The sequence below is a fragment of the Streptomyces sp. NPDC056527 genome (assembly GCF_042794475.1).
GTDB lineage: Bacteria > Actinomycetota > Actinomycetes > Streptomycetales > Streptomycetaceae > Streptomyces.
The window spans coordinates 21545-40379 of the sequence record NZ_JBHTTQ010000070.1 but is presented as its reverse complement, the minus strand read 5'-3'; the positions used below and the strand labels follow the sequence as shown (position 1 = coordinate 40379).

11 protein-coding genes are annotated in these 18835 nt (G+C 72.6%); all 11 read right to left on the bottom strand.

Features of this window, described 5'->3' with window-relative positions; translation table 11 throughout:
- Positions 1 to 28: 28 nt before the first annotated feature.
- Positions 29 to 2410, bottom strand: a complete 2382-nt coding sequence (locus ACFQ7Q_RS26955; RefSeq protein WP_383559516.1) for an ATP-binding cassette domain-containing protein — start codon at positions 2408 to 2410, stop codon at positions 29 to 31.
- Positions 2411 to 2584: 174 nt separating this feature from the next.
- Positions 2585 to 3841 carry an amidohydrolase gene (locus ACFQ7Q_RS26950; RefSeq protein ID WP_383559514.1) on the bottom strand — a complete coding sequence of 419 codons (1257 nt, stop codon included), beginning with the start codon at positions 3839 to 3841 and terminating at the stop codon, positions 2585 to 2587.
- Positions 3842 to 3918: 77 nt separating this feature from the next.
- The gene (locus ACFQ7Q_RS26945; RefSeq protein WP_383559513.1) at positions 3919 to 5877 is read right to left on the bottom strand and encodes a TOMM precursor leader peptide-binding protein; all 1959 of its coding nucleotides are present in this window, start codon (positions 5875 to 5877) and stop codon (positions 3919 to 3921) included.
- Positions 5874 to 6629 carry an ABC transporter permease gene (locus tag ACFQ7Q_RS26940; RefSeq protein WP_383559511.1) on the bottom strand — a complete coding sequence of 252 codons (756 nt, stop codon included), beginning with the start codon at positions 6627 to 6629 and terminating at the stop codon, positions 5874 to 5876. The genes ACFQ7Q_RS26945 and ACFQ7Q_RS26940 overlap by 4 nt, the downstream gene beginning before the upstream one ends.
- The gene (locus tag ACFQ7Q_RS26935) at positions 6626 to 7588 is read right to left on the bottom strand and encodes an ABC transporter ATP-binding protein (RefSeq protein WP_383559509.1); all 963 of its coding nucleotides are present in this window, start codon (positions 7586 to 7588) and stop codon (positions 6626 to 6628) included. The genes ACFQ7Q_RS26940 and ACFQ7Q_RS26935 overlap by 4 nt, the downstream gene beginning before the upstream one ends.
- A gap of 57 nt (positions 7589 to 7645) precedes the next feature.
- Complete coding sequence (locus ACFQ7Q_RS26930; protein WP_383559507.1) at positions 7646 to 8767, bottom strand: metalloprotease; 1122 nt, start codon at positions 8765 to 8767, stop codon at positions 7646 to 7648.
- On the bottom strand, positions 8764 to 9921 hold the full coding sequence (locus ACFQ7Q_RS26925) for a lantibiotic dehydratase C-terminal domain-containing protein (RefSeq protein ID WP_383559505.1): 1158 nt from the start codon (positions 9919 to 9921) through the stop codon (positions 8764 to 8766). Before ACFQ7Q_RS26925 ends, ACFQ7Q_RS26930 begins: the two co-directional genes overlap by 4 nt.
- Complete coding sequence (locus ACFQ7Q_RS26920) at positions 9909 to 12728, bottom strand: lantibiotic dehydratase (protein ID WP_383559503.1); 2820 nt, start codon at positions 12726 to 12728, stop codon at positions 9909 to 9911. Before ACFQ7Q_RS26920 ends, ACFQ7Q_RS26925 begins: the two co-directional genes overlap by 13 nt.
- 19 nt (positions 12729 to 12747) lie before the next feature.
- Positions 12748 to 14466 (bottom strand): nitroreductase family protein, encoded by a 1719-nt coding sequence (locus tag ACFQ7Q_RS26915; RefSeq protein ID WP_383559501.1) that lies wholly within the window; start codon positions 14464 to 14466, stop codon positions 12748 to 12750.
- Between the two features lie 59 nt (positions 14467 to 14525).
- Entirely contained in the window at positions 14526 to 16490 is a 1965-nt protein-coding gene (locus ACFQ7Q_RS26910; protein ID WP_383559499.1) for a TOMM precursor leader peptide-binding protein, read from the bottom strand.
- Positions 16480 to 18753, bottom strand: coding sequence for a TOMM precursor leader peptide-binding protein (locus tag ACFQ7Q_RS26905; protein ID WP_383559497.1), 2274 nt, complete (start codon positions 18751 to 18753; stop codon positions 16480 to 16482). Before ACFQ7Q_RS26905 ends, ACFQ7Q_RS26910 begins: the two co-directional genes overlap by 11 nt.
- Positions 18754 to 18835: the final 82 nt, after the last annotated feature.

Here is an 18835-nt window from a genome sequence, read left to right as displayed (position 1 = left end):
GGACACCCCTTGGCCCGTGCACTTCCGGTCAGCTGCCGACGTAGGCCGCGAGGTGCTCGCCGGTGAGGGTCGAGCGGTCGGCGACGAGGTCGGCGGGTGTGCCCTCGAAGACGACCCGGCCGCCGTCGTGGCCGGCGCCGGGGCCGAGGTCGATGATCCAGTCGGCGTGCGCCATCACCGCCTGGTGGTGCTCGATGACGATGACCGACTTTCCGGCGTCGACGAGCCGGTCGAGCAGCCCCAACAGGTGCTCGACGTCCGCGAGGTGGAGGCCGGTGGTCGGCTCGTCGAGGACGTAGACGCCGCCCTTCTCGGCCATGTGCGTGGCCAGCTTGAGCCGTTGCCGTTCGCCGCCGGACAGCGTGGTGAGCGGCTGGCCGAGGGTGAGGTAGCCCAGCCCGACGTCGGAGAGTCGTTCGAGGATCCTGTGCGCGGTCGGCGTGCGGGCCTCGCCGGCGCCGAAGAACTCCTCGGCCTCGTCCACCGACATCGCGAGCACCTCGCTGATGTCGCGTCCACCGAGGTGGTATTCGAGCACCGATGCCTGGAACCGCTTGCCCTCGCAGTCCTCGCAGGTGGTGGCCACACCGGCCATCATGGCCAGGTCGGTGTAGATGACGCCGGCGCCGTTGCAGGTGGGGCAGGCGCCCTCGGAGTTGGCGCTGAACAGCGCCGGCTTCACGTCGTTGGCCTTCGCGAACGCCTTGCGGATCGGTTCGAGCAGTCCGGTGTACGTCGCGGGGTTGCTCCGCCGCGAGCCGCGGATGGGGCTCTGGTCGATCGCGACGACGTCCTCGCCCGCCGGGATCGATCCGTGGACGAGGGAGCTCTTGCCGGAGCCCGCGACACCGGTGACGACGACGAGCACCCCGAGCGGCACGTCGACGTCGACCTTGCGCAGGTTGTTCGCCGTCGCGCCGCGGATCTCCAGGGCACCGGTGGGCTTGCGTACCGTCTCCTTGACGGTCGCCCTGTCGTCGAGGTGGCGGCCGGTGACGGTGTCCCCGCGCCGCAGCCCGTCGACGGTGCCCTCGAAGCAGACGGTGCCGCCCGCCGTACCGGCGCCGGGGCCGAGGTCGACGACGTGGTCGGCGATCGCGATCGTCTCCGGCTTGTGCTCCACGACGAGGACCGTGTTGCCCTTGTCGCGCAGCCGCAGCAGCAGGTCGTTCATCCGCTGGATGTCGTGCGGGTGCAGCCCGATCGTCGGCTCGTCGAAGACGTAGGTGACATCGGTGAGCGCCGAGCCGAGGTGGCGGATCATCTTGACGCGCTGTGCCTCGCCGCCCGACAGCGTGCCCGCCGGCCGGTCGAGCGAGAGGTAGCCGAGTCCGATCTCGACGAACGAGTCGAGGGTGTGCCCCAGCGCGGTGAGCAGTGGCGCCACCGAGGGCTCCTTCAGACCGCGGACCCATTCGGCCAGGTCGCTGATCTGCATCGCGCAGGCGTCGGCGATGCTGATCCGCTTGATCTTGGACGACCGGGCGCCTTCGGCGAGCCGGGTGCCGTCGCACTCGGGGCAGGTGGTGAAGGTGACGGCCCGCTCCACGAACTCGCGGATGTGGGGCTGCATCCCCTCCTTGTCCTTGGCGAGCATCGACTTCTGGATCCGCGGGATCAGACCCTCGTACGTCATGTTGATGCCCGCGATCTTCATCCGGGTCGGCTCGTGGTGGAGGAAGGCGTGCAGCTCCCGCTTGGTGAACCTGCGGATCGGCTTGTCCGACGCGAAGAGGCCGGACTCGCTGTACAGCCGGTAGTTCCAGCCGCCCGGCTTGTAGCCGGGGATGGTCAGAGCGCCCTCGTCGAGCGACTTGGAGTCGTCGTAGAGCTGGGTGAGGTCGAGGTCGGTGACCGAGCCGCGGCCCTCGCAGCGTGAGCACATGCCGCCGGTACGGCTGAAGGTCGCCTTCACCGCCTTCTTCTCACCGCGCTCGACGGTGATGGCGCCGGCCGCCCGGACCGTCGGAACGTTGAAGGCGTAGGCGCTGGGCGGGCCGATGTGCGGCTTCCCGAGGCGGCTGAAGAGGATGCGCAGCATCGCGTTGGCGTCGGTGGCGGTGCCGACCGTGGACCGGGGATCGGCCCCCATCCGCTGCTGGTCGACGCTGATGGCGGTCGTCAGCCCTTCGAGGACATCGACGTCGGGCCGTGCGAGGGTCGGCATGAAGCCCTGCACGAAGGCGCTGTAGGTCTCGTTGATCAGCCGCTGGGACTCCGCGGCGATCGTGTCGAAGACCAGCGAGCTCTTGCCCGAGCCGGAGACTCCTGTGAACACCGTCAGCTGGCGCTTCGGGATCTCGATGCTGACGTCCTTGAGGTTGTTCTCGCGGGCGCCGAGCACACGGATCACGTCGTGGTTGTCGGTGGCGCGCGGCGCGGGCGTCCGCGTGTTCGTCCTCTTGGCCATGCTCTTCGTGTCTCCATCTGTAGGGCGGGCCGCTTCGGCGGTCTCCGCGGGCGTCGCCCGGCTCGCGTGGACGCTGCCCTCTCCGTACCGGTCACGCTAGTGGCGGCGCGGGGTCCACGCTTCTTGATTCCTGATCCGTCGTGCTGATCCGTCGTGTTCCGATCGCCGGCCCTCTCACGTGGCGGCGAAACGGTCGAGCGCCGCGGCCGTCAGCGCGGCGATCGCCGGGCGCAGGGCGGTGCCGATGTCGGGGGCGAAGTACGGGGAGTGGTTGGGGGCCGGTGGCGGCTGGATGTCGGGGCCGTCTGCCGTCGCCCGGCCCCATGCGGCCGGGTTCAGCACGCCGAGCATCCAGTAGACCAGGGGGACTCCGTGCTGCCCGTGGATCGCGGCTCCGGCGTCGCCGAACAGCGGGAAGTCCTCCGTGGCCATGGATCCCGGCCAGGTCAGGGCCCTCCCGGGGCCCAGGAGCCGCGTGTGGGAGCGCCGTATCGACGCGGTGGTGTTCGGGTCGCAGCGCAGGGCCGCCGAGCGGGAGGCGACGGTCACCTCGGGTTCCTCGGGGGCGCCTGCGGCGGCGCTCTCGGCGAGGACGATACGGCGTACGGCGGCCAGGGCCCGGTCGAGGGACGCTTCGCTCGCCGCGCGGACCCCGATGCCGAGGGTGGCCTCGTCCGGTATGACGTTGGCGGCCGTTCCGGCCCGGAGCCTGCCCACGGTCAGCGTCACCTGGTCGGCGGGCGCGGTCTCGCGGGCGACGACGGTCTGGAGCCGGGTGACGATGGCGGCCGCGGCGACGACCGGGTCGACCGCCAGGTGCGGGGTGGCGGCGTGACCGCCCCGGCCGTGCACCGTCACGTCGAGCACCGCGCCGGCGGCCGCCATCGGTGTCCCGTCCGTCGCGTGCGCGACGGTGCCGGAGGGCAGGGGTGCCGCGTGCTGGGCGAGTACGACATCGGGCCTGCCGAACCGCTCGTACAGCCGGTCGCGCAGCATTGCCTCGGCCCCGCGGAGCGTCTCCTCGGCGGGCTGTCCCATCACCACGAGGGTGCCGCGCCATCGGTCGGAGAGCCGGGAGAGCAGCTCCGCGGCCCCGCTCGCCGCGGCCAGGTGCAGGTCGTGGCCGCATGCGTGCATGGCGTCGTTGCGGCTGGCGTACGGCAGCCCGGTCCGCTCGCGGATCGGGAGCGCGTCGAGCTCCGCCCGTAGCCAGACGCGAGGTCCGGCCCCGTTGCGCAGGACGCCGACGACGCCGTGGCCGCCCACCCCCTGGGTGACCTCGCAGCCCGCCGCGGTGAGTCGTCCGGCGAAGCGGTCCGCGGTGCGGGCTTCCCGACCGGACGTCTCGGGGTGCGCGTGGAGGTCCAGGTAGAGGGTGAGGGCCGGCCGCAGTACGTCTCCGGCCAGGACGAGGAGGGACGGCGGGTGCATCGGCGGACTCCGGGGTACGGCCGGGCCTCCGCCGCGGCGCGGGGAGACCCGGGTGGGGGTGTGCTCAGGGGCTGCCGTCAGGGGAAGGGATGGGGGGCCCTTCGGATCTCGGCGTCGGTGAGGTCGCGGTCCCGGTGTCCGCCGCGTCGTGGCGCGGTGCGCAGCCGGGGCATCAGGAGGGCGCGCTGCCGGTTCCAGCCGAAGTCGATCGGCAGCAGGCCCGGCACCACCGTGGCGACCGTGCGCAGCCCCATCCGTTCCTGCTCGGGCGAGGTCTGGTCGACGACGACGACGTCATGGCCGGCCCGCACCAGCTCGTCCCTGACCACGGCGACGTCGTCCCGCAGGTCTCCGGTGCGCGGGCGGCCGTGGCCCTCCCAGTCCCGGTACACGTCGTCGAAGGGGCGGGCCTCCGACGGTTCCAGATAGCCGTGCGCGTGCTCGGCCATGCGGGGCAGCCCGTAGAGCTGGGGGTGGTCCTTCAGATGCCGTACGAGCGAGAAGTCGTCGGCCATGGCCTCCAGTTCGTCGCGGCGTTCGGCCGTCTGCCGTGCCAGGTGCGGGATGTAGCTCAGCACCTCGGACAGCGCCCCCTCGACCGCGGACCTCGGGTCCAGGGAGGCCGCGGCCGCGAAGGACAAGGTGCCCGGGCCCCCGTCCCTGCGGACGCCGACCACGGTGACGGCCGGGATGGCCAGGTCGATCCGATTGTCGAAGGCGTGCACGTCGTAGCCCTGCAGGGCGGCCCGCTCGACCATGGCGGCGACCGTGGGGCTGCCGACCGACGCCAGGTCGACGCGAGGGAGTCGGGTCCGGCCGTACCAGCCGTTCAGGAAGGAGTCGCGCTCGACGAGTTCGAGCAGGCCGCCGAGGACCGCCTCCTCCGGACAGCCGCCGATGGCACAGCCGTTGGAGCATTCGAAGACGAAGTCGTCGCCGGCGAGCGGGATGCTGTAGTAGACCAGCCGCGACGGCACCAGAACGGGGCGCTCGTCCCTCAGCGACCAGCCCCACTCCCAGGGGATGGGCCGGCCGGGGTCGAACGGCCTGACCATCGGGTCGTCCCGGTACGTCTCCGGGCTGTACAGGCCGCACACGGCGGGGTCGATCGCCTGCGCCTTCAGCTCCTCGTACGAGCCGACGACCGGCGCGTGGCCACCACGCCGATGGGTTCCGGCGTACCGCTCCAGACCCTCGAGGAACGCGAGCCGACGGCTGGTGGCGAAGGAGTTCTCCTGCCCGCTCCAGGTGACGTCGTGGAGCCCCGCGTACCCCCGGACGAACGCGCTGCCGGCCACCGGAGCGGTGGTGGACGAGGTGACGTCGTTCCACGTGCCGGCCCCCAGCGCGCCGCAGACCGGATTGGCCAGGGCGTCGACGGGGAGCGGGTAGGCGAACGCCGAGCGCAGCCGGTAGGAGTCGGGGTCCGGTTTGGGACGCGGTACGGGGGTGAGCGGCCGCACCTCGTCCGCTGTCCGGGCCCGGGCTCGCGGTCCGCAGTCCGAGCAGAGCGGGTCGGCGAGCAGGGGGTAGGTCCTGACGAGCAGGTTCGCCAGGTCGACGCGGGTCACCTGGGGCAAGGCGCGGTCCGCCGGGTGTTCGGCGGGCGGCACCGGGCGGGGACCGCGCACCAGGGCCTCGCACAGCGCGGCCACGGCGTCGTGGACGTGAGGGGTGAGCAGCGGCCAGGCGCCGGCCGGGCGGGGCCCGTCGAGGCCGCCGGTCTCCAGGGCGTTGCGCTCGCTGCGGCTGCGCAACCGCTGCCAGCGCAGGGCGAGACAGCGGCCGCAGGCGGGTGCGGTGCCGTCTCCTCCCCACGGCCCGAGCAGCACGGCCGAGGCGCTGAGGTGGACCAGCGCCGTCGGACGGTCCGCGCTCCAGGGGTCCGGTGCCTCGGTGGCCGCACCCCGCGCGCCGACGGCGCCGAGCGGTACGACCCGTGGGGCGTCGGCTCCGAAGTGGCCCTCCAGAAAGGTCTGGAGGGCGTCGCGGGCCTCCGCCATCGGATGCGCCGGCAGCCGGGTGGCGGTGCTCATGACGTCTTCGTCCAGCGGAAGGTGCGCGCCGCGACGGCGCTGAAGACCACGGCGAACGCGACGAGTCCGGCACACCCCACGCCGATGTCGGAAAGGTCCCCGCGGCCCGTCAGCGCGGCCGACACCGCGTCGTTGAGATAGCGCAGCGGTAGGATCAGCGAGATGCGCTGCAGCCATTCCGGCATGGAGTCCAGGGGGAAGAACGAGCCGGACAGGAACGCCATGGGCAGCATCAGGAAGTTGGCGATGCCGGCGACCGATTCCGGGGTGTCGGCGATGCTGCCGATGATCACCCCGAGCAGCAGGAAGGTCGTGATGCCGAGGAGCATGACGGGTATCAGCAGGGGCCACCGGGAGGCGGGCACGAGGCCGAAGCCCGGAAGCATCGCCACCCCGACGAAGAGCACCGACTGGACGAACCCCACCCCCAGGGCGAGGACGTAGCGGGACCCGATGACCGAGGACAGCGGGGCGGGAGACATCCGGATCATCCGGAGGATGTCGTCCGCGCGCCACTGCATCAGCGTGAACCCGATGCCGAAGACGGCCGCGTTCGCGACGCCCCAGGAGAGCACTCCGGAGGCGGTGTAGGAGAGGTACGAGAAGCCGCTCTCCTCGACGGCCCGGCCGCGGAACACGAGTCCGAAGACGACGAGGAAGATCAACGGGAAGGCGAAGGTGAAGAAGACGGTCGTCTTGTCCCGGACCTGGGCACGGTAGCCCGCTGCGGTCAGGGCGGAGTAGGCGCTCATGCCTGCTGCTCCTGGTTGTTCGGGGCGAGGGGGGTCCGCCGGGCGGTGAGGTCGAGGTAGACGTCCTCGAGGCTGGGCGTGCGGGTCTGCACGCCGTCCAGGCCGGTCACGGTGTCGAGGGCGGCGAGCACCCGGCCGGTGGCGCGGGTCTCCAGGACGAGGTGTCCGCCCTGCACCAAGACGCCGTCCACACCGGGCAGGGACCTGGCCCGCTCCTCGTCGATCCGGCCGAGCGGCACCAGCAGCCGACTGCTCGCGCCGAAGGTCCGGATCAGGTGCTGCGGTTCGTCGGTGACGACGAGTCGGCCGGCGACCAGGATTCCGACGCGGTCGCAGAGTGCCTCCGCCTCGTCCAGGTGGTGGGTGGTGTAGACGATGGTCCGGCCCTCCGCCTTGAGGCCGCGCAGGACCTCCCACAGATCACGGCGGCCCTCCGGGTCGAGCGAGGCGGTCGGCTCGTCGAGGAAGATCAGCTCGGGTCCGTGGACCAGCGCGGAGGCGATGGCGAGACGCTGGCGCTGGCCGCCGGAGAGGTCGTCGACCCGGACGTCGTGCTGCCCGTCGAGACCCACGGCGCCGAGGGTGGCGTCGACCGCCGCGCGGTCCGCGCCGAACAGTGCCGCGACGGTACGCAGGTGCTCGTGGACGGTCTGCCGCACGAAGAAGGCCGAGGACTGGGTCTGTACGCCCATGCGCGGCAGCAGAGCGGTGTTGCGCGGCCAGGGCGACTCGCCGAACACCGTGACCGATCCGGAGTCGGCCTTGCGCAGCCCTTCCATGATCTCCACCAGGGTGGACTTTCCGGCGCCGTTGGGGCCGAGGAGCCCGAAGAACTCGCCGCGCCGGATGGTCAGGGAAACCCCGTCGACGGCCTTGCGGTCCCCATAGGTCTTGGTCACGTCGACGACCGCGACGGCCGCTCGGGCTCCGGGATCTGTGAGGGGGGTGGTGGAGCTCATTCGGGTACCTCATTCATGAGTTGCGTGGTCTTTCGCCGTCGGGTCGGGAGGTCGAGGTCATCGGAGCAGCAGGAGGAGTACGGCCGTGCAGGTTCCGGCCACCGCGAGCAGCACCAGGGCGACCGCCGTGACGGCGTAGGAGGTGTGGATCCGGCGGGCCCGGCGCGGGTACGCGGCGACCGCCTCCCGCCCGCGCCGGCGCAGGGTCAGGTAGGTCCAGGTCTCCGGGGCGAGGTTGGCGGTGCCCAGGGTGTGGCTGAGGATGCGGTACCCGTCCAGCGGCGGCAGCGGGACGAGGTTGCTCAGAGCCTGCGCGCAGCCGATGAAGAGCATTCCGGCGAGCGGCGGGCGACTGGGGTCCGTCGGCTCAAGGAGCGCCCACCAGAGCGCGAAGGGCAGCAGGAGCACCAGGTTGACGTGAGCGCCTGCCGCGGCCACCACCAGCTTGGGCCGCAGACCGGGCAGGAACAGGTAGTTGTCGACCGTGCAGTACATCATCATGGCCGGGAACCGCCAACGCAGCCCGATCTCGGTGACCACGCCGCCGTAGTGGCGGGCGGCGATGCCGTGGGCGAGTTCGTGCAGGCAGATGCTGAACCAGAGGAAGACCGCGAACGGGACCAGCACGAGGGGCCGGGTCAGCAGGTCGAGGGTTCCGTCGAGGAACGTCACCGGATCCGCGAGTACGGTCCCGATCATCGACAGAACGGCTGCCACCAGGGGCAGTTGGGCCCAGGGGCGGAGCAGCGGGGACAGGAGTCGGTGCAGGCGTCCGGCGGTCCTGTGCGCGTCCGCCACGGTCCGCCGACTGCCCTTCCAGAAGGTGCCGGTGCGGGCGGGCGGCGGCTCGGGCGGTGCGGGGTCCGGGGATCCGGCAAGCAGTCCGCGGGTGCCGAGCAGGCCGAGCAGTCGCGTCCACTGTTCCTCGGGGAGCCTGAGACGGAACCGGGCCGCGTACGCGGACACGACGTCGTCGAGGTTCCGGGTGCCGTCGAGCCGGCTGATGACGAAGTGCTCCTTGGGGCCGACCTCGAACGTGGCTCCGCTGACCGGGTGTTTGATGAGGTGCACGGTCCGCGGTCCGCGCAGCACGGCCGGGCCGATCAGCACGCCCGGCCGCAGTGCGGGACGGTAGGCGCGGGCCGCGGCGGCACGGTCGGCATGCTCCGTCGCGCTCATGAGGCGTCCTGCCGTCCCTCTCGCCGTCCGTCCCTCGGACCGCCGGCCGGCTCGCGCAGCACCCGGCCCAGGACGAACGCCAGGTACGCCTCGTCCCGGATCGTCACATGGAGCCGGTTGTTGGTCATGTGCATGTACGGCGAGAGCAACCGGGGCAGCACCGCGGGGACATGGGTCGCGGTGACCAGGGGGGCCGCGTCGGGATCCTCGGCACGCTCCTGCCCGGTGTCCTCACGGGCTGGGCCCTCCCACGCGGGGAAGGCGAGTTCACCTCGCTCGGTGAGGTCCACCACCCGGTCGCGCAGCTCCAGGCAGTGCTCGGCCCAACCGCGCAGGAACGCCGGCAGCCGGGCCGGATCGCGGCTCGCCACGGCCCCCCTGAGCTGGGCGAACCGTTCGCCGAGCGAGGGCGCCATGCGCTCGTAGGTGCGCTCGTACTCGGTGGATCCGATGAAGCCCGTCCCGGGGAACAGCCGGTGCCAGAAGGCGTAGTACGAGTCGAGGTAATCGGCGAGCCGCTCCTCCTCGGGCAGGAAGCAGCTCGCCATCACCATCATCAGCTGGGCGGACGTCCCGAGCAGTACCGTCCGCAGGTGGAGATTCATGCTCCGGTACGCCTCCAGGACGAGGTCGCTGGAGTGCCGGAAGTGCCATTCGGCGAGGTCCACCCCGGCCGGACCGCCGTACTTGGCGTACTCGGGGGCGTAGACCTCGGAGGAGAAGGAGTTGTTCGGCCTGAGGTTCATCCGGCCGTCCGCGCCCATGTACCTGGCCCGGTCCTCGCCCGGGAACTCGATGTCGAAGAGGGAGTTGTAGAACTCCTTGAGGAATCCCGAGTCGACCTCGTAGAGGGCCGGGCGGCTCTTCAGGAAGCCGCTGATCGTCTCCTCGGCGCGACGGCGCACCTCGGCCTCGGCGTCGGGGCCGCTCGGTCGGAGGCGCAGCCTCACGTGCGGCCCCTCCAGCCAGTAGGTGATGAAGAAGTACCCCGACAGCAGGCCGTCCTCGGTGAGCCGGTCGATCAGTGGACGCACACAGTCGACGAGCAGTGGCCGGGGGTTGGCCGCGTAGAAGATGTGCAGAGCCAGCCAGGGCGAGGGTTCGGTGCCTTCGGGGGCCGCCCGGAAGGCCGCGGGCTCGGTCAGTTCGGGCATGACGGTGCGACCTCCTGGCCGGACTGCGGGACATGGCGGGTGGTGAAGGTCTCCACGGCGAGTTCGGCCACGTGCCGGCCGCGCCGCGAGGTGACGTGGAGCCCGTCCTCCGTGGGGAGCATCTCCTGGAAGGCCACCCGGGTGCCCGGCTCGCGCTCCACGAGTGCGTCGAGCGCGGACAGGGAGAGCGGGCTGTCGAAGTCGACGTAGAACGGCTTGGCTCCGATCGGGCCCTGGCCGGGGTGGGAGACCGTGGCGAAGCAGCGGTCGGGCAGCGCGTGGGCGCGGCGCCAGCGCTGCCAGTCCAGGTAGTGCTCCTCCTCCCCCGTGCCGGGGCGCGGGGCAGGCAGGACCTCGGCGAGCGCGGTCCAGGTGCGCCGGCCGACCACCACGGTTCCGTACCGAACCCGCGGCCTGCGGGTGACCCCGTCCTCGGCCTCTCCCTCGGGCACCCCGGCCCAGATGTCGAAGGGGGCCATGGTGCTCGGGGAGAGCAGGAGAAGGGTGCGCGGGATGGCGGGGAGCGCGATCGGCACGAGATAGCCGAGGTAGACCGGCACGACCTCTCGGTCGAGGCGGCGGGAGCGGAGGACCAGACGACCGGCGGCCTCGTCGTGTTCGACGTAGAGGTCGTCGAGGTGGATGCGGCCCGCCTCGGGCGCGGTGCTGGTCTCGCCCGGGCAGACGATGTGGTGGTCGGTGAGCCGGCCGTGCAGGTTCAGGTTGCTGGTGACCGGCCCTCCGGTCACTTCGGCGAACACCGTGCCGTCCGGCCGTCGGTCCGCGATCTCCTCACGCAGGGCGTCGGAGAGGCCGGATGCCGCCGTGTCCGGTCCGGCGCCGTCGTAGAGATGGGTGAACCGGCTGAAGGGGAAGGCCAGTCCGCCGTAGGACTTGTTGAGGACGACGAGCTGCCGGCCTCCGTCGGGCCCGGAGAGCTGGAGATGGTGGCTCTGCGGTACGAAGTGGCCCGCGAGCGGCGCGAGTTCGGCGGCGGTTGCGGCGAGCAGGTCGTCGGCCAGCTCGATCTCCTCGGCGCCCTTCGACCCGTGGTGCTCCCACAGGGCGCGCATACCGTCGTGGAAGCGTCCGCGGGCCCGGTCGAGGGTCTTCATCTCGCTCTGCCCGAGCCAGTTCTCCTCGGGCACGTACGCGCCGTCCGCGTCGAAGGAGACGCGCTTGGAGGTGAAGGACACGTACTGGTCGAAGAAGTCCTCGTGGAAGTCGTGGACCAGACCCAGCAGGTCGTCGCAGCGCCCGCCTCGGCCGTACCTGGCGACGAAGAAGCCGAGCAGCGTGATGCGTTGAGGGAGCGTCAGGTCGAAGAGCGGCAGGACGCCCTCGACGGCCCGCAGCGCCCGGCCGGTCTCCCCGTCCAGCACGGCGGGCCCACAGACCAGATCGTCGCCCATGCTGACGTCCTCGTACAGCAAGGTCTGCGGAAGGGTCGGCTCGTCCGCCCCCAGTTCCCTCTGCGCTGCCAGGAGTCGGCCGCGCAGGGTGCTCAGAAGCGTGCGGCTCTCGTCGACGTCGGCCTCGGAGTAGCGGGCGAGGCAGTCGGCCGGTCCGTCGAGGAGGTCGGCCAGCCGGTCGGCCCAGGGCGCCCCCAGGGAGCGCAGGGCCTCCTGGTAGGAGCGCAGCGGATCGCGGCTGTGGACGTCGGTGCGGAGCAGGGGTACCTCCACCATGCCGACGTTCAGCAGGGCCGACGCGTACCGCTCGCACTCGTCCCGCCCGGTCCGGTGCTCCGTCTCCAGCCAGTCCACCAGGTCACGGTGGCGCACCACCCCGTCGTGGTCGCAGAGCCATTCAAGGAGCCGGTCCAGGGTGCCGCTGCTCCCCAGGAAGAACAGCCGGTCGCGGACCGCGTCGAAGGTGACGGCGGCGCCGTCGTCGCCCGCGGTCGTCACATGGCGTACGTAGCGGATGCGGTCGGCGTCCCGTTTCCATCCCGGGGAGAGGACCACCGGCAGGTCCCGGCGCCGTTCGTCGTCGGCGGCGATCAGCTCGGTCAGCCGGCTCAGCACGACGACGTTGAGCCGTACGTGGCTCGTCCAGTCCTCGCCGACATTCATTGCGGCCGTGCCGTCCGCCGGATCGCCCGCGAAGCCTGCCAGGCCGACGGCGGTGAGGGTGCTGAAGGGGCTGGTCTTGCAGGCCGTGCGGTACAGATAGGTGAGGGCGGAACGCTCGATCTTGCGCAGACGGTTGCCCGGCCGCGCGCTCGTGTCCCGCAGGTAGGTGTCCAACCGGCCGTCGAGGGCGGGCGAGGCCAGCAGAAGGCCGCGGCGCAGTCGCTCCTCCGTCAGCGCGCGACGCAACGCGCTCCGGCTCGACCGGAGTTCACCGGCCAGCAGCTCCGCCCCGGTGGCCGTCAGCTCCGCGAGACGGGCACGATCCCGCAGCCAGCGGCCGGTGCGCTCGCCGGTCTCCCGGTCCAGCCGTGCCACCAGCCGGACGGCCGCCTCGGGGTCCGCCGGCAGCCGGTTGTTGAAGATCCGCCGCCGCAGATCGAGCAGGCCGCGACGCACCGCCGCGTCGTCCGGTCCCCCGTCGGGGCCGGTGGTGGACTTGACGAGGGCGTGCAGCAGATCGCTGAGGGCCGCTCCGGCGGAGGTCAGGCGCTCCTCCTCGGCCAGCACGGCGTCGGCCCAGCCGCGGGTGCGGGGGCAGCGCAGACCGTCGACCGTCTCGATGGGCAGGCCGGCCGCGCGGAGCACGAAGCGTCTGCCGGGCTCCCAGCGGGTCCCGGACTCCGTGCCGGTGCCCGCGACGGTGTCCGGGACGCCGGACTCTGTGGGTGTCATGCGGAATCCTCCGAGGCCGTCAGGCGATCTCGTGGTGGAAGTCGGCGGGCCCCGGCCGTTCGTGACCGAGGGCCATGATGAGCAGCGGGGCCTCGTCGCCGTCCGCGAGACCGAGCCGCTCGACGAACGACACGTTGTCGAAACCGAGGGCGACGCCCGCGCCCAGGCCCAGTGCGGAGGCCGCCAGGTAGAAGCTCTGGGCGACGGCTCCTGCGGTGCCGACGGCGAGGCGGTAGCCGCGGTCGCCGACGGCGTCGAGGACGGCGGCGGTCCGCACCGTGGGCACCAGGACCGCGCCCGCCTGCTCCAGGTTGTAGTTGGCCAGGAAGTAGTTCGCCTGAAGGAACGAGCCCTGCGGGCCGGCCGCGACCAGACGCAGGTCGCCACGGTCGGGGTCGTACGCGTACGCGCCCCGCTCGACGCCCTCCACGTGATTGACGAAGGCGTAGAGCCTGGCGAGCCGGAGCTCTCCGTGCGGATCGGTGTCGCCGGCCAATCGGGTCTCGGCACAGGCCGACAGGACCGCCGACAGGTGGCCGTTGGAGACCCGACGCCGGGCGTCGAACCTGCCGAAGCTGGAGCGGCGCTCGCGCAGAACCCTTCGTAGTCCGGTGTCGGGCAGGACCGGCGCGGGCAGGGCCGCACGGACTCCGTCGCCGTCGTCCGGCAGGGCCGCCGCGGCGGCCAGGGAGCCGGGGGCGGGGCGGGAGAGGGCGCCGTCCATGGTGGCCGTGTGCATGGACCGCAGGGTGGTGAAGTCCAGCAGCGTCCGGGAGCGTTCGACGTCCCGGTGCCGGACGGCCGGCCGATGGCGCGGGTCCGTGGGCGGGGCGTCCGGGCCGGTGGTGCGCCGGGCGGGCCGCGGGCCGTCCCAGTGCAGCGGCACGACGGCGAACACCGCCTCCTCCTCGCCCGGTGCGCCGAGGAGTTCGTTCAGCGCGGGTTCGTCGAACCACAGCAACGGGGCGAGGCGCAGTCCCCGGGCCGCGGCCCAGATCCGCCAGGTCTGCACCAGTGTGCCGAGGTCGGTGCAGACCACGTGGAAGGAGAAGCTGTTGTACTTGAAGGAGTTCTGCCAGTACTTGACGCCGAGGATCAGATACTGGTCGGTTTCGAGGGCCTCGGCGGGGGCGTCCGGGCCGAGGGCGGCGCGGACCCGGTCCGTCACGTCACCGGCCAGCAACCGCTGCAGGGCGTGCCGGTGGACGTCGTAGTAGTGGAGACCGGGGGTGAGGGGGCCGGAGGCGCCGGACGCCCAGTGGACGCTCACCGGGTAGAGCCCGCCACCTCCCGCGGTGCCGCGTGACCAGTTGGCGTGGGTGTAGAACGGCAGCCCGGCGAGGTCGGTGTTGGCCTGGATGCCGAGGCGGCGGCCGGTCAGCCCGTACGAGTCCTTGAGCATCGCAGAGAGCAACGGAAGGCTGAACCCGCGAGGGCCGTCGGCGTCCTTGGCGGTGGCCGAGTCCTCGGCGGCGCTGGGGGCATCGGCGGCTCCTGGGCCCTTGGCCGCGTCACGGTCCTTGGCCGCGTCACGGTCCTTGGCCGCGCTCGGCAGCAGGCCCGGCGCGATCGGGACGTCGGCGAGGTCCTCCGTGCCCGGCAGGGCGAACGCCTCGGCGTTCGGGTAGAACTTGCCCCTGCGCGGACCGTCGGCCCAGTTCACGACATGGTCGGTGGGCTCCATCGGCACGCGGCCGCGGTGCAGGATGGCGTGCGCGTACTCATGGGCGTACCCCATGGGATCCCCCTTTCCTCGGTTCTTGGCGCGCTCGCGCGCCGGGACGGACGGGCGGCCGGTCACGGGAACGGGTGCGGGCCGGGGTTGAGTTCGGCCTCGGTCAGGTCGTCCGGCCGCAGGCCCGCCTCACGCAGCGCGGTACGCATCCGCGGCATGTGCCGGGCGCGCTGCCGCGTCCAGCCGAAGTCGAGCGGGAGCAGGCCCGGCACCAGCACCTTCACGGTGTGCAGACCCAGCGCGCGTTGCTCGGGCACGGTCTGGTCGACGACGACCACGTCGAATCCGGCGGAGGTCACGGCGTCCACCGCGGCGATCAGGTCGTCCCGTACGTCCGTACCGGAGCCGTCGGCGCGGGACCATCGCAGATCGGCCACGCGTCCGCGCTCCGGGGGTTCGGGGGCCGAGGCCGGGCGGAGCAGGAAGTCGGCGTGGCGGCCCATCTCCGGCACCGCGTAGACCAGCGGATGGTCGTGGAGGCTGGTGATCCTCTCGAAGTCCTCGGCCATGGCCCGGTACGCGGCCTCGTCGCGGCGGAAGCGCTGGAGGAGCTGTACGGAGTCGGTGGCGATCTCGCACAGCGCCGCGGTGAGCGCCGCCTCCGGGTCGAGGGAGGCCCCGGCCCCGAAGCACATCCGGGCCGGGCCGCCGTCGAACCGCTCGGCGACCGCGGTGACCACGGGGACCGGGAAGGTGATCCGGGCGTCGAAGAACCTGGCCCGGTACCCGTACATGGCCATCCGGTCCACCATGACCCGGGTGCGCGGGTCGGCGCTGCTCTCCGGGTCGATCTCGGGGAGCGGCTGCATGCCGTGCCAGGCGAGCAGGAAGGCGTCCCGCTCCAGGACCTCCATCAGGCCGCTGAGCACGGCTTCCTCCAGACTGCCCCCGGAGGCGCAGCCGTTGGAGCTCTCCTGCACGAACCGGTGCTCGATACCGGGCTTGTGGTAGAAGGCGAGGACCTCCGGGACGGGGCGGGGCAGCGCGTCCCGCAGCGACCAGCCCCAGACCCAGGGGACGGGACGGTCCGAAGTGAACGGCGGCACCCACGGGTTGGCGCGGTGGAAGTCGTCCGTGTACAGGCCGGTCTCGCGCGGGTCGACGGCGTTCGGCCCGAGTTCGTCCAGGGAGGCGGTCAGGGTGAGGGCCCGGCCCCGGGCGCGCATCCCGGCGAAGCGTTCGAGGCCCTCCAGCACTCCGATCCGGGTGCTGGCGTGGTACGTGTCGGCGTGACCGCCCCAGAAGGTCTCCCGCAGATAGTCCCCGGAGCGGCTGGAGAAGCAGCCCACGGTGGCCGCGGTGGTCGGCGAGGTGACGTCGCAGACCACCGACGGCCCGACGGCTCCCCAGTGGGGGTTGGCGAAGGCGTCCACCTGGATGCCGTACGCGTCCACCGGCAGGACCCTGCTGACGCCCGGCCGGTATCTGGGCGCGGGCCTCAGGACGAGGGCGGCCGACTCCGCGGTCACCGGTCGCGGTGTGCCACAGCCGGGGCAGTCCGGCTCGGGCACCAGAGGATGGTGCCGGACGGTCAGTTTCTCCAGGTCCACCAGCCACACGTCGGGGAACGGCCGTCGATCGTCCCGCGGGGCAGCGGCGAGCCGGGCGATGAGTGCGGCGACGGCCTGCGCGGCGAACGGCACTCGGTACGGCCAGGACCCCGCCTCCCGTGTGTGTCCGCGTAGTTCGATGCCCTCCCGCAGCCCCACGGAGCGCACGCCCTGCCAGCGGCGCCGCAGACAGTCGGCGCAGCCGGTCCGTCCCTCCGCCGGCCAGGGGCCGACGATCGCCTGCCGGCCGTACAGGTGCACGGGAAGCGTGGAACGGTCGACGCCCTCCGCACTGGTGGGGGTGGCGAAGGCGTCCCGTACGCCGAGGGCGGAGACGGTGATGCCCGGAAGCCGGTGGCCGGGCTCCGACTGCAGTTCCGTCAGGGCGTGACCGAGTTCCTCGGCGAAGAGGCGACATGCCCCGCGCCGCGGCTCCCGCGCCTCGTCGACGGTGGCCTCGACGAGGTCAACGGTCATCGTCGGCCGCCTTGGTGAGCAGGACCCGGACGGTGTGGATCCCGACGGCGGGCAGGTCGGCTGCGTGCGTGGGCACGACGAAGGCGTCCCGCCCGGCGGCGGCGAGGCGTTCCAGCACGTCCGTCCAGATCGCCTTGGACGGTCCGGTGGCCGATCCGGTGGCGCCGTCCTGTGCCGTGACCGGTATCAGGAAGGCGTCGAGGTCGGCGAGGAGCGGAGCACCGGTATCGGGCGCGCCCAACACCCCCTCCAAGGCGAGCTGGACGGTGCCGAGCAGGTCGCGCAGGGCGTCGGTGGCCGCGGCCGCCCGGTCGAGGGCGGCGCCGATGGCCCAGCGGCCCGGCGCGTCCGGCTCCGCGGTCCGGGTCCTGGCCAGCACGACGGACACCCCGGTGTGGTCCTCCTCGCCGAGGTCGAGCAGTTCGACGTCAAGGCCCAGATGCCCGGCGGAGCGCAGCAGGAAGGTCGCCTCGGGAACGTCCGTGAGGACGGCCGGGGCGATCACCGCCGTGCGCCCGGCCCCGCGTACGGATCGCCGCAGCGCGTCATGGGCGATCGCGGACAGCAGACCGGCCGCCGCGGCCTCGGGAAGACCCCCGCCGGCGCCGGCGCCGGCGCGTGACGGCTCGAACCGGCGGTCCTGGTTGTGCGGTCCGAAGGGCCGCACGGCGCCGGCCGGCACCCGTGTCTCCTCCTTGGTCAGCAGCGACGTGGCCAGGACCCAGGACGCCACCCGATCACCCCCGGCACCTGTGGCCGTCGTCAGCAGGTCCGGACGCACCGCTTGCGGCGACTCCGTCCGGTCCGCGCGCGCGTCGACGTCCGGCGCGAGCACGGCCGGTACGACATGCTCGGCGTAGACCTCCGCGGCGGCATCGAGGGCCCGCAGGCGGGCGCCCGCGGTGTGCTGGACGTCGAAGGCGACGACCGTTCGCCGTCCAGCCGCTCCCAGACCGATCTCCACGGCACCGACCTTCAGCGGGGTCTGGGTGACCGGATCGTCCGCGTACCGCGTGAAGACACCGACGGACGGTCGGACGGCGAGCGAGCGACGGTCGAGCTCGGCGAGCGGCCCCTCGGTCGCGCCGTCGTCGGGAGCGGCGGCGACGACTGGCTGGAAGGCGGGCCGCTCGGAGGCCTCCGTCAGGTCGACGGGCTCGGGTTGGCCGGACCGGGCCGGGCAGAAGGGACAGCGCGGATGGGGCAGCAGCCGTTCCGCCAGGACGTCGAAGGAGGCCATGTCCTGGAGCAGCACCTGTCCCCGGGTCTCGGCGGGCAGTGCCTTGGTGACCAGCCGGAACACCTCGTAGCCGAGCAGATTGCCGAGCATCGCGGCGAGCGGGCCGCGCGGCGCGGGGCCGCTCGCGCCCTCCCCCAGGGCCAGACCGCTCCAGAGCTCGGCCGCGACGGCCGCGTCCCCTGTCGCGCCGAGCCGAAGCGCCGCGCATGCCAGGCATCCCGCGGAGTCCGGTTCGCTGACCGGTCCGACGACCGCCCGGTCGCCGAAGGTCCAGGCGGGAAGCAGGAAGCGGCCGTCCGGAACGCCCTGGCCGAGCAGGGCGGTCGCGCTCCGGAAGGCGTCGCGGCCACCGGCGGCGACCACCACGTCGTACCCCTCGTACGCATCCCAGTCGCCCGCTCCGCCGGAGCCGGCGTCCGGCAGCACCGCAACCTCGACCGGGCAGCCCCGAGCGGTGTGCTCCTCCGCCTCCGCCCGGAGCCGGGCGAACTCCCCGGCGGTGACGGGTCCTTCGGCCGCGGCGGACTCCACACCGACGGCGGCGCAGCCGTTGCGTATCAGGGAGAGCGCGCACCAGCGGGCGACCGGGCCGTCGCCGAGCACGGCGACGCGGGTGTCGCGGAACGCGGCGAACCTGGTCTCGGCACCGTCGGCGTAGTGGTCGATGTACGCGATCTGCTGGGCGAAGCGGGCGGCGACCGCCGGTTCCACCGACGCGCCCGTGCCGGACTCCGCGGGGTCCGGCACGGGCCGGGCGAATCCGCGGGCGTACAGCGCCTTGACCAGTCCGCCTACCATCGCCTTCTGCGGGTCCTTGAAGCCCGCGCAGATCTCGGCCACGGTCCGGTCCCCGTCCATGTGCGGGACGAGCAGAGTGACGAACCGGTAGGCGGACGGGGAGTTGAGCTGGAAGCCACCGTCGGCGTTGTGGAAGATCACGCCCTTGGGTGTCTCGGTGAACAGCACGTCGCGGCGCACCCTGGGTCGGGTGTCGGCGGTCTCCTCGTACGGCGTCGTGGGCATGCGGGGATCGCACCTCCGGGTCGGGGCCTGTGAGCCGCTCGTTCTGAAAAGGCGGGACATGCGGGGTGTACGGGGCGCGGCG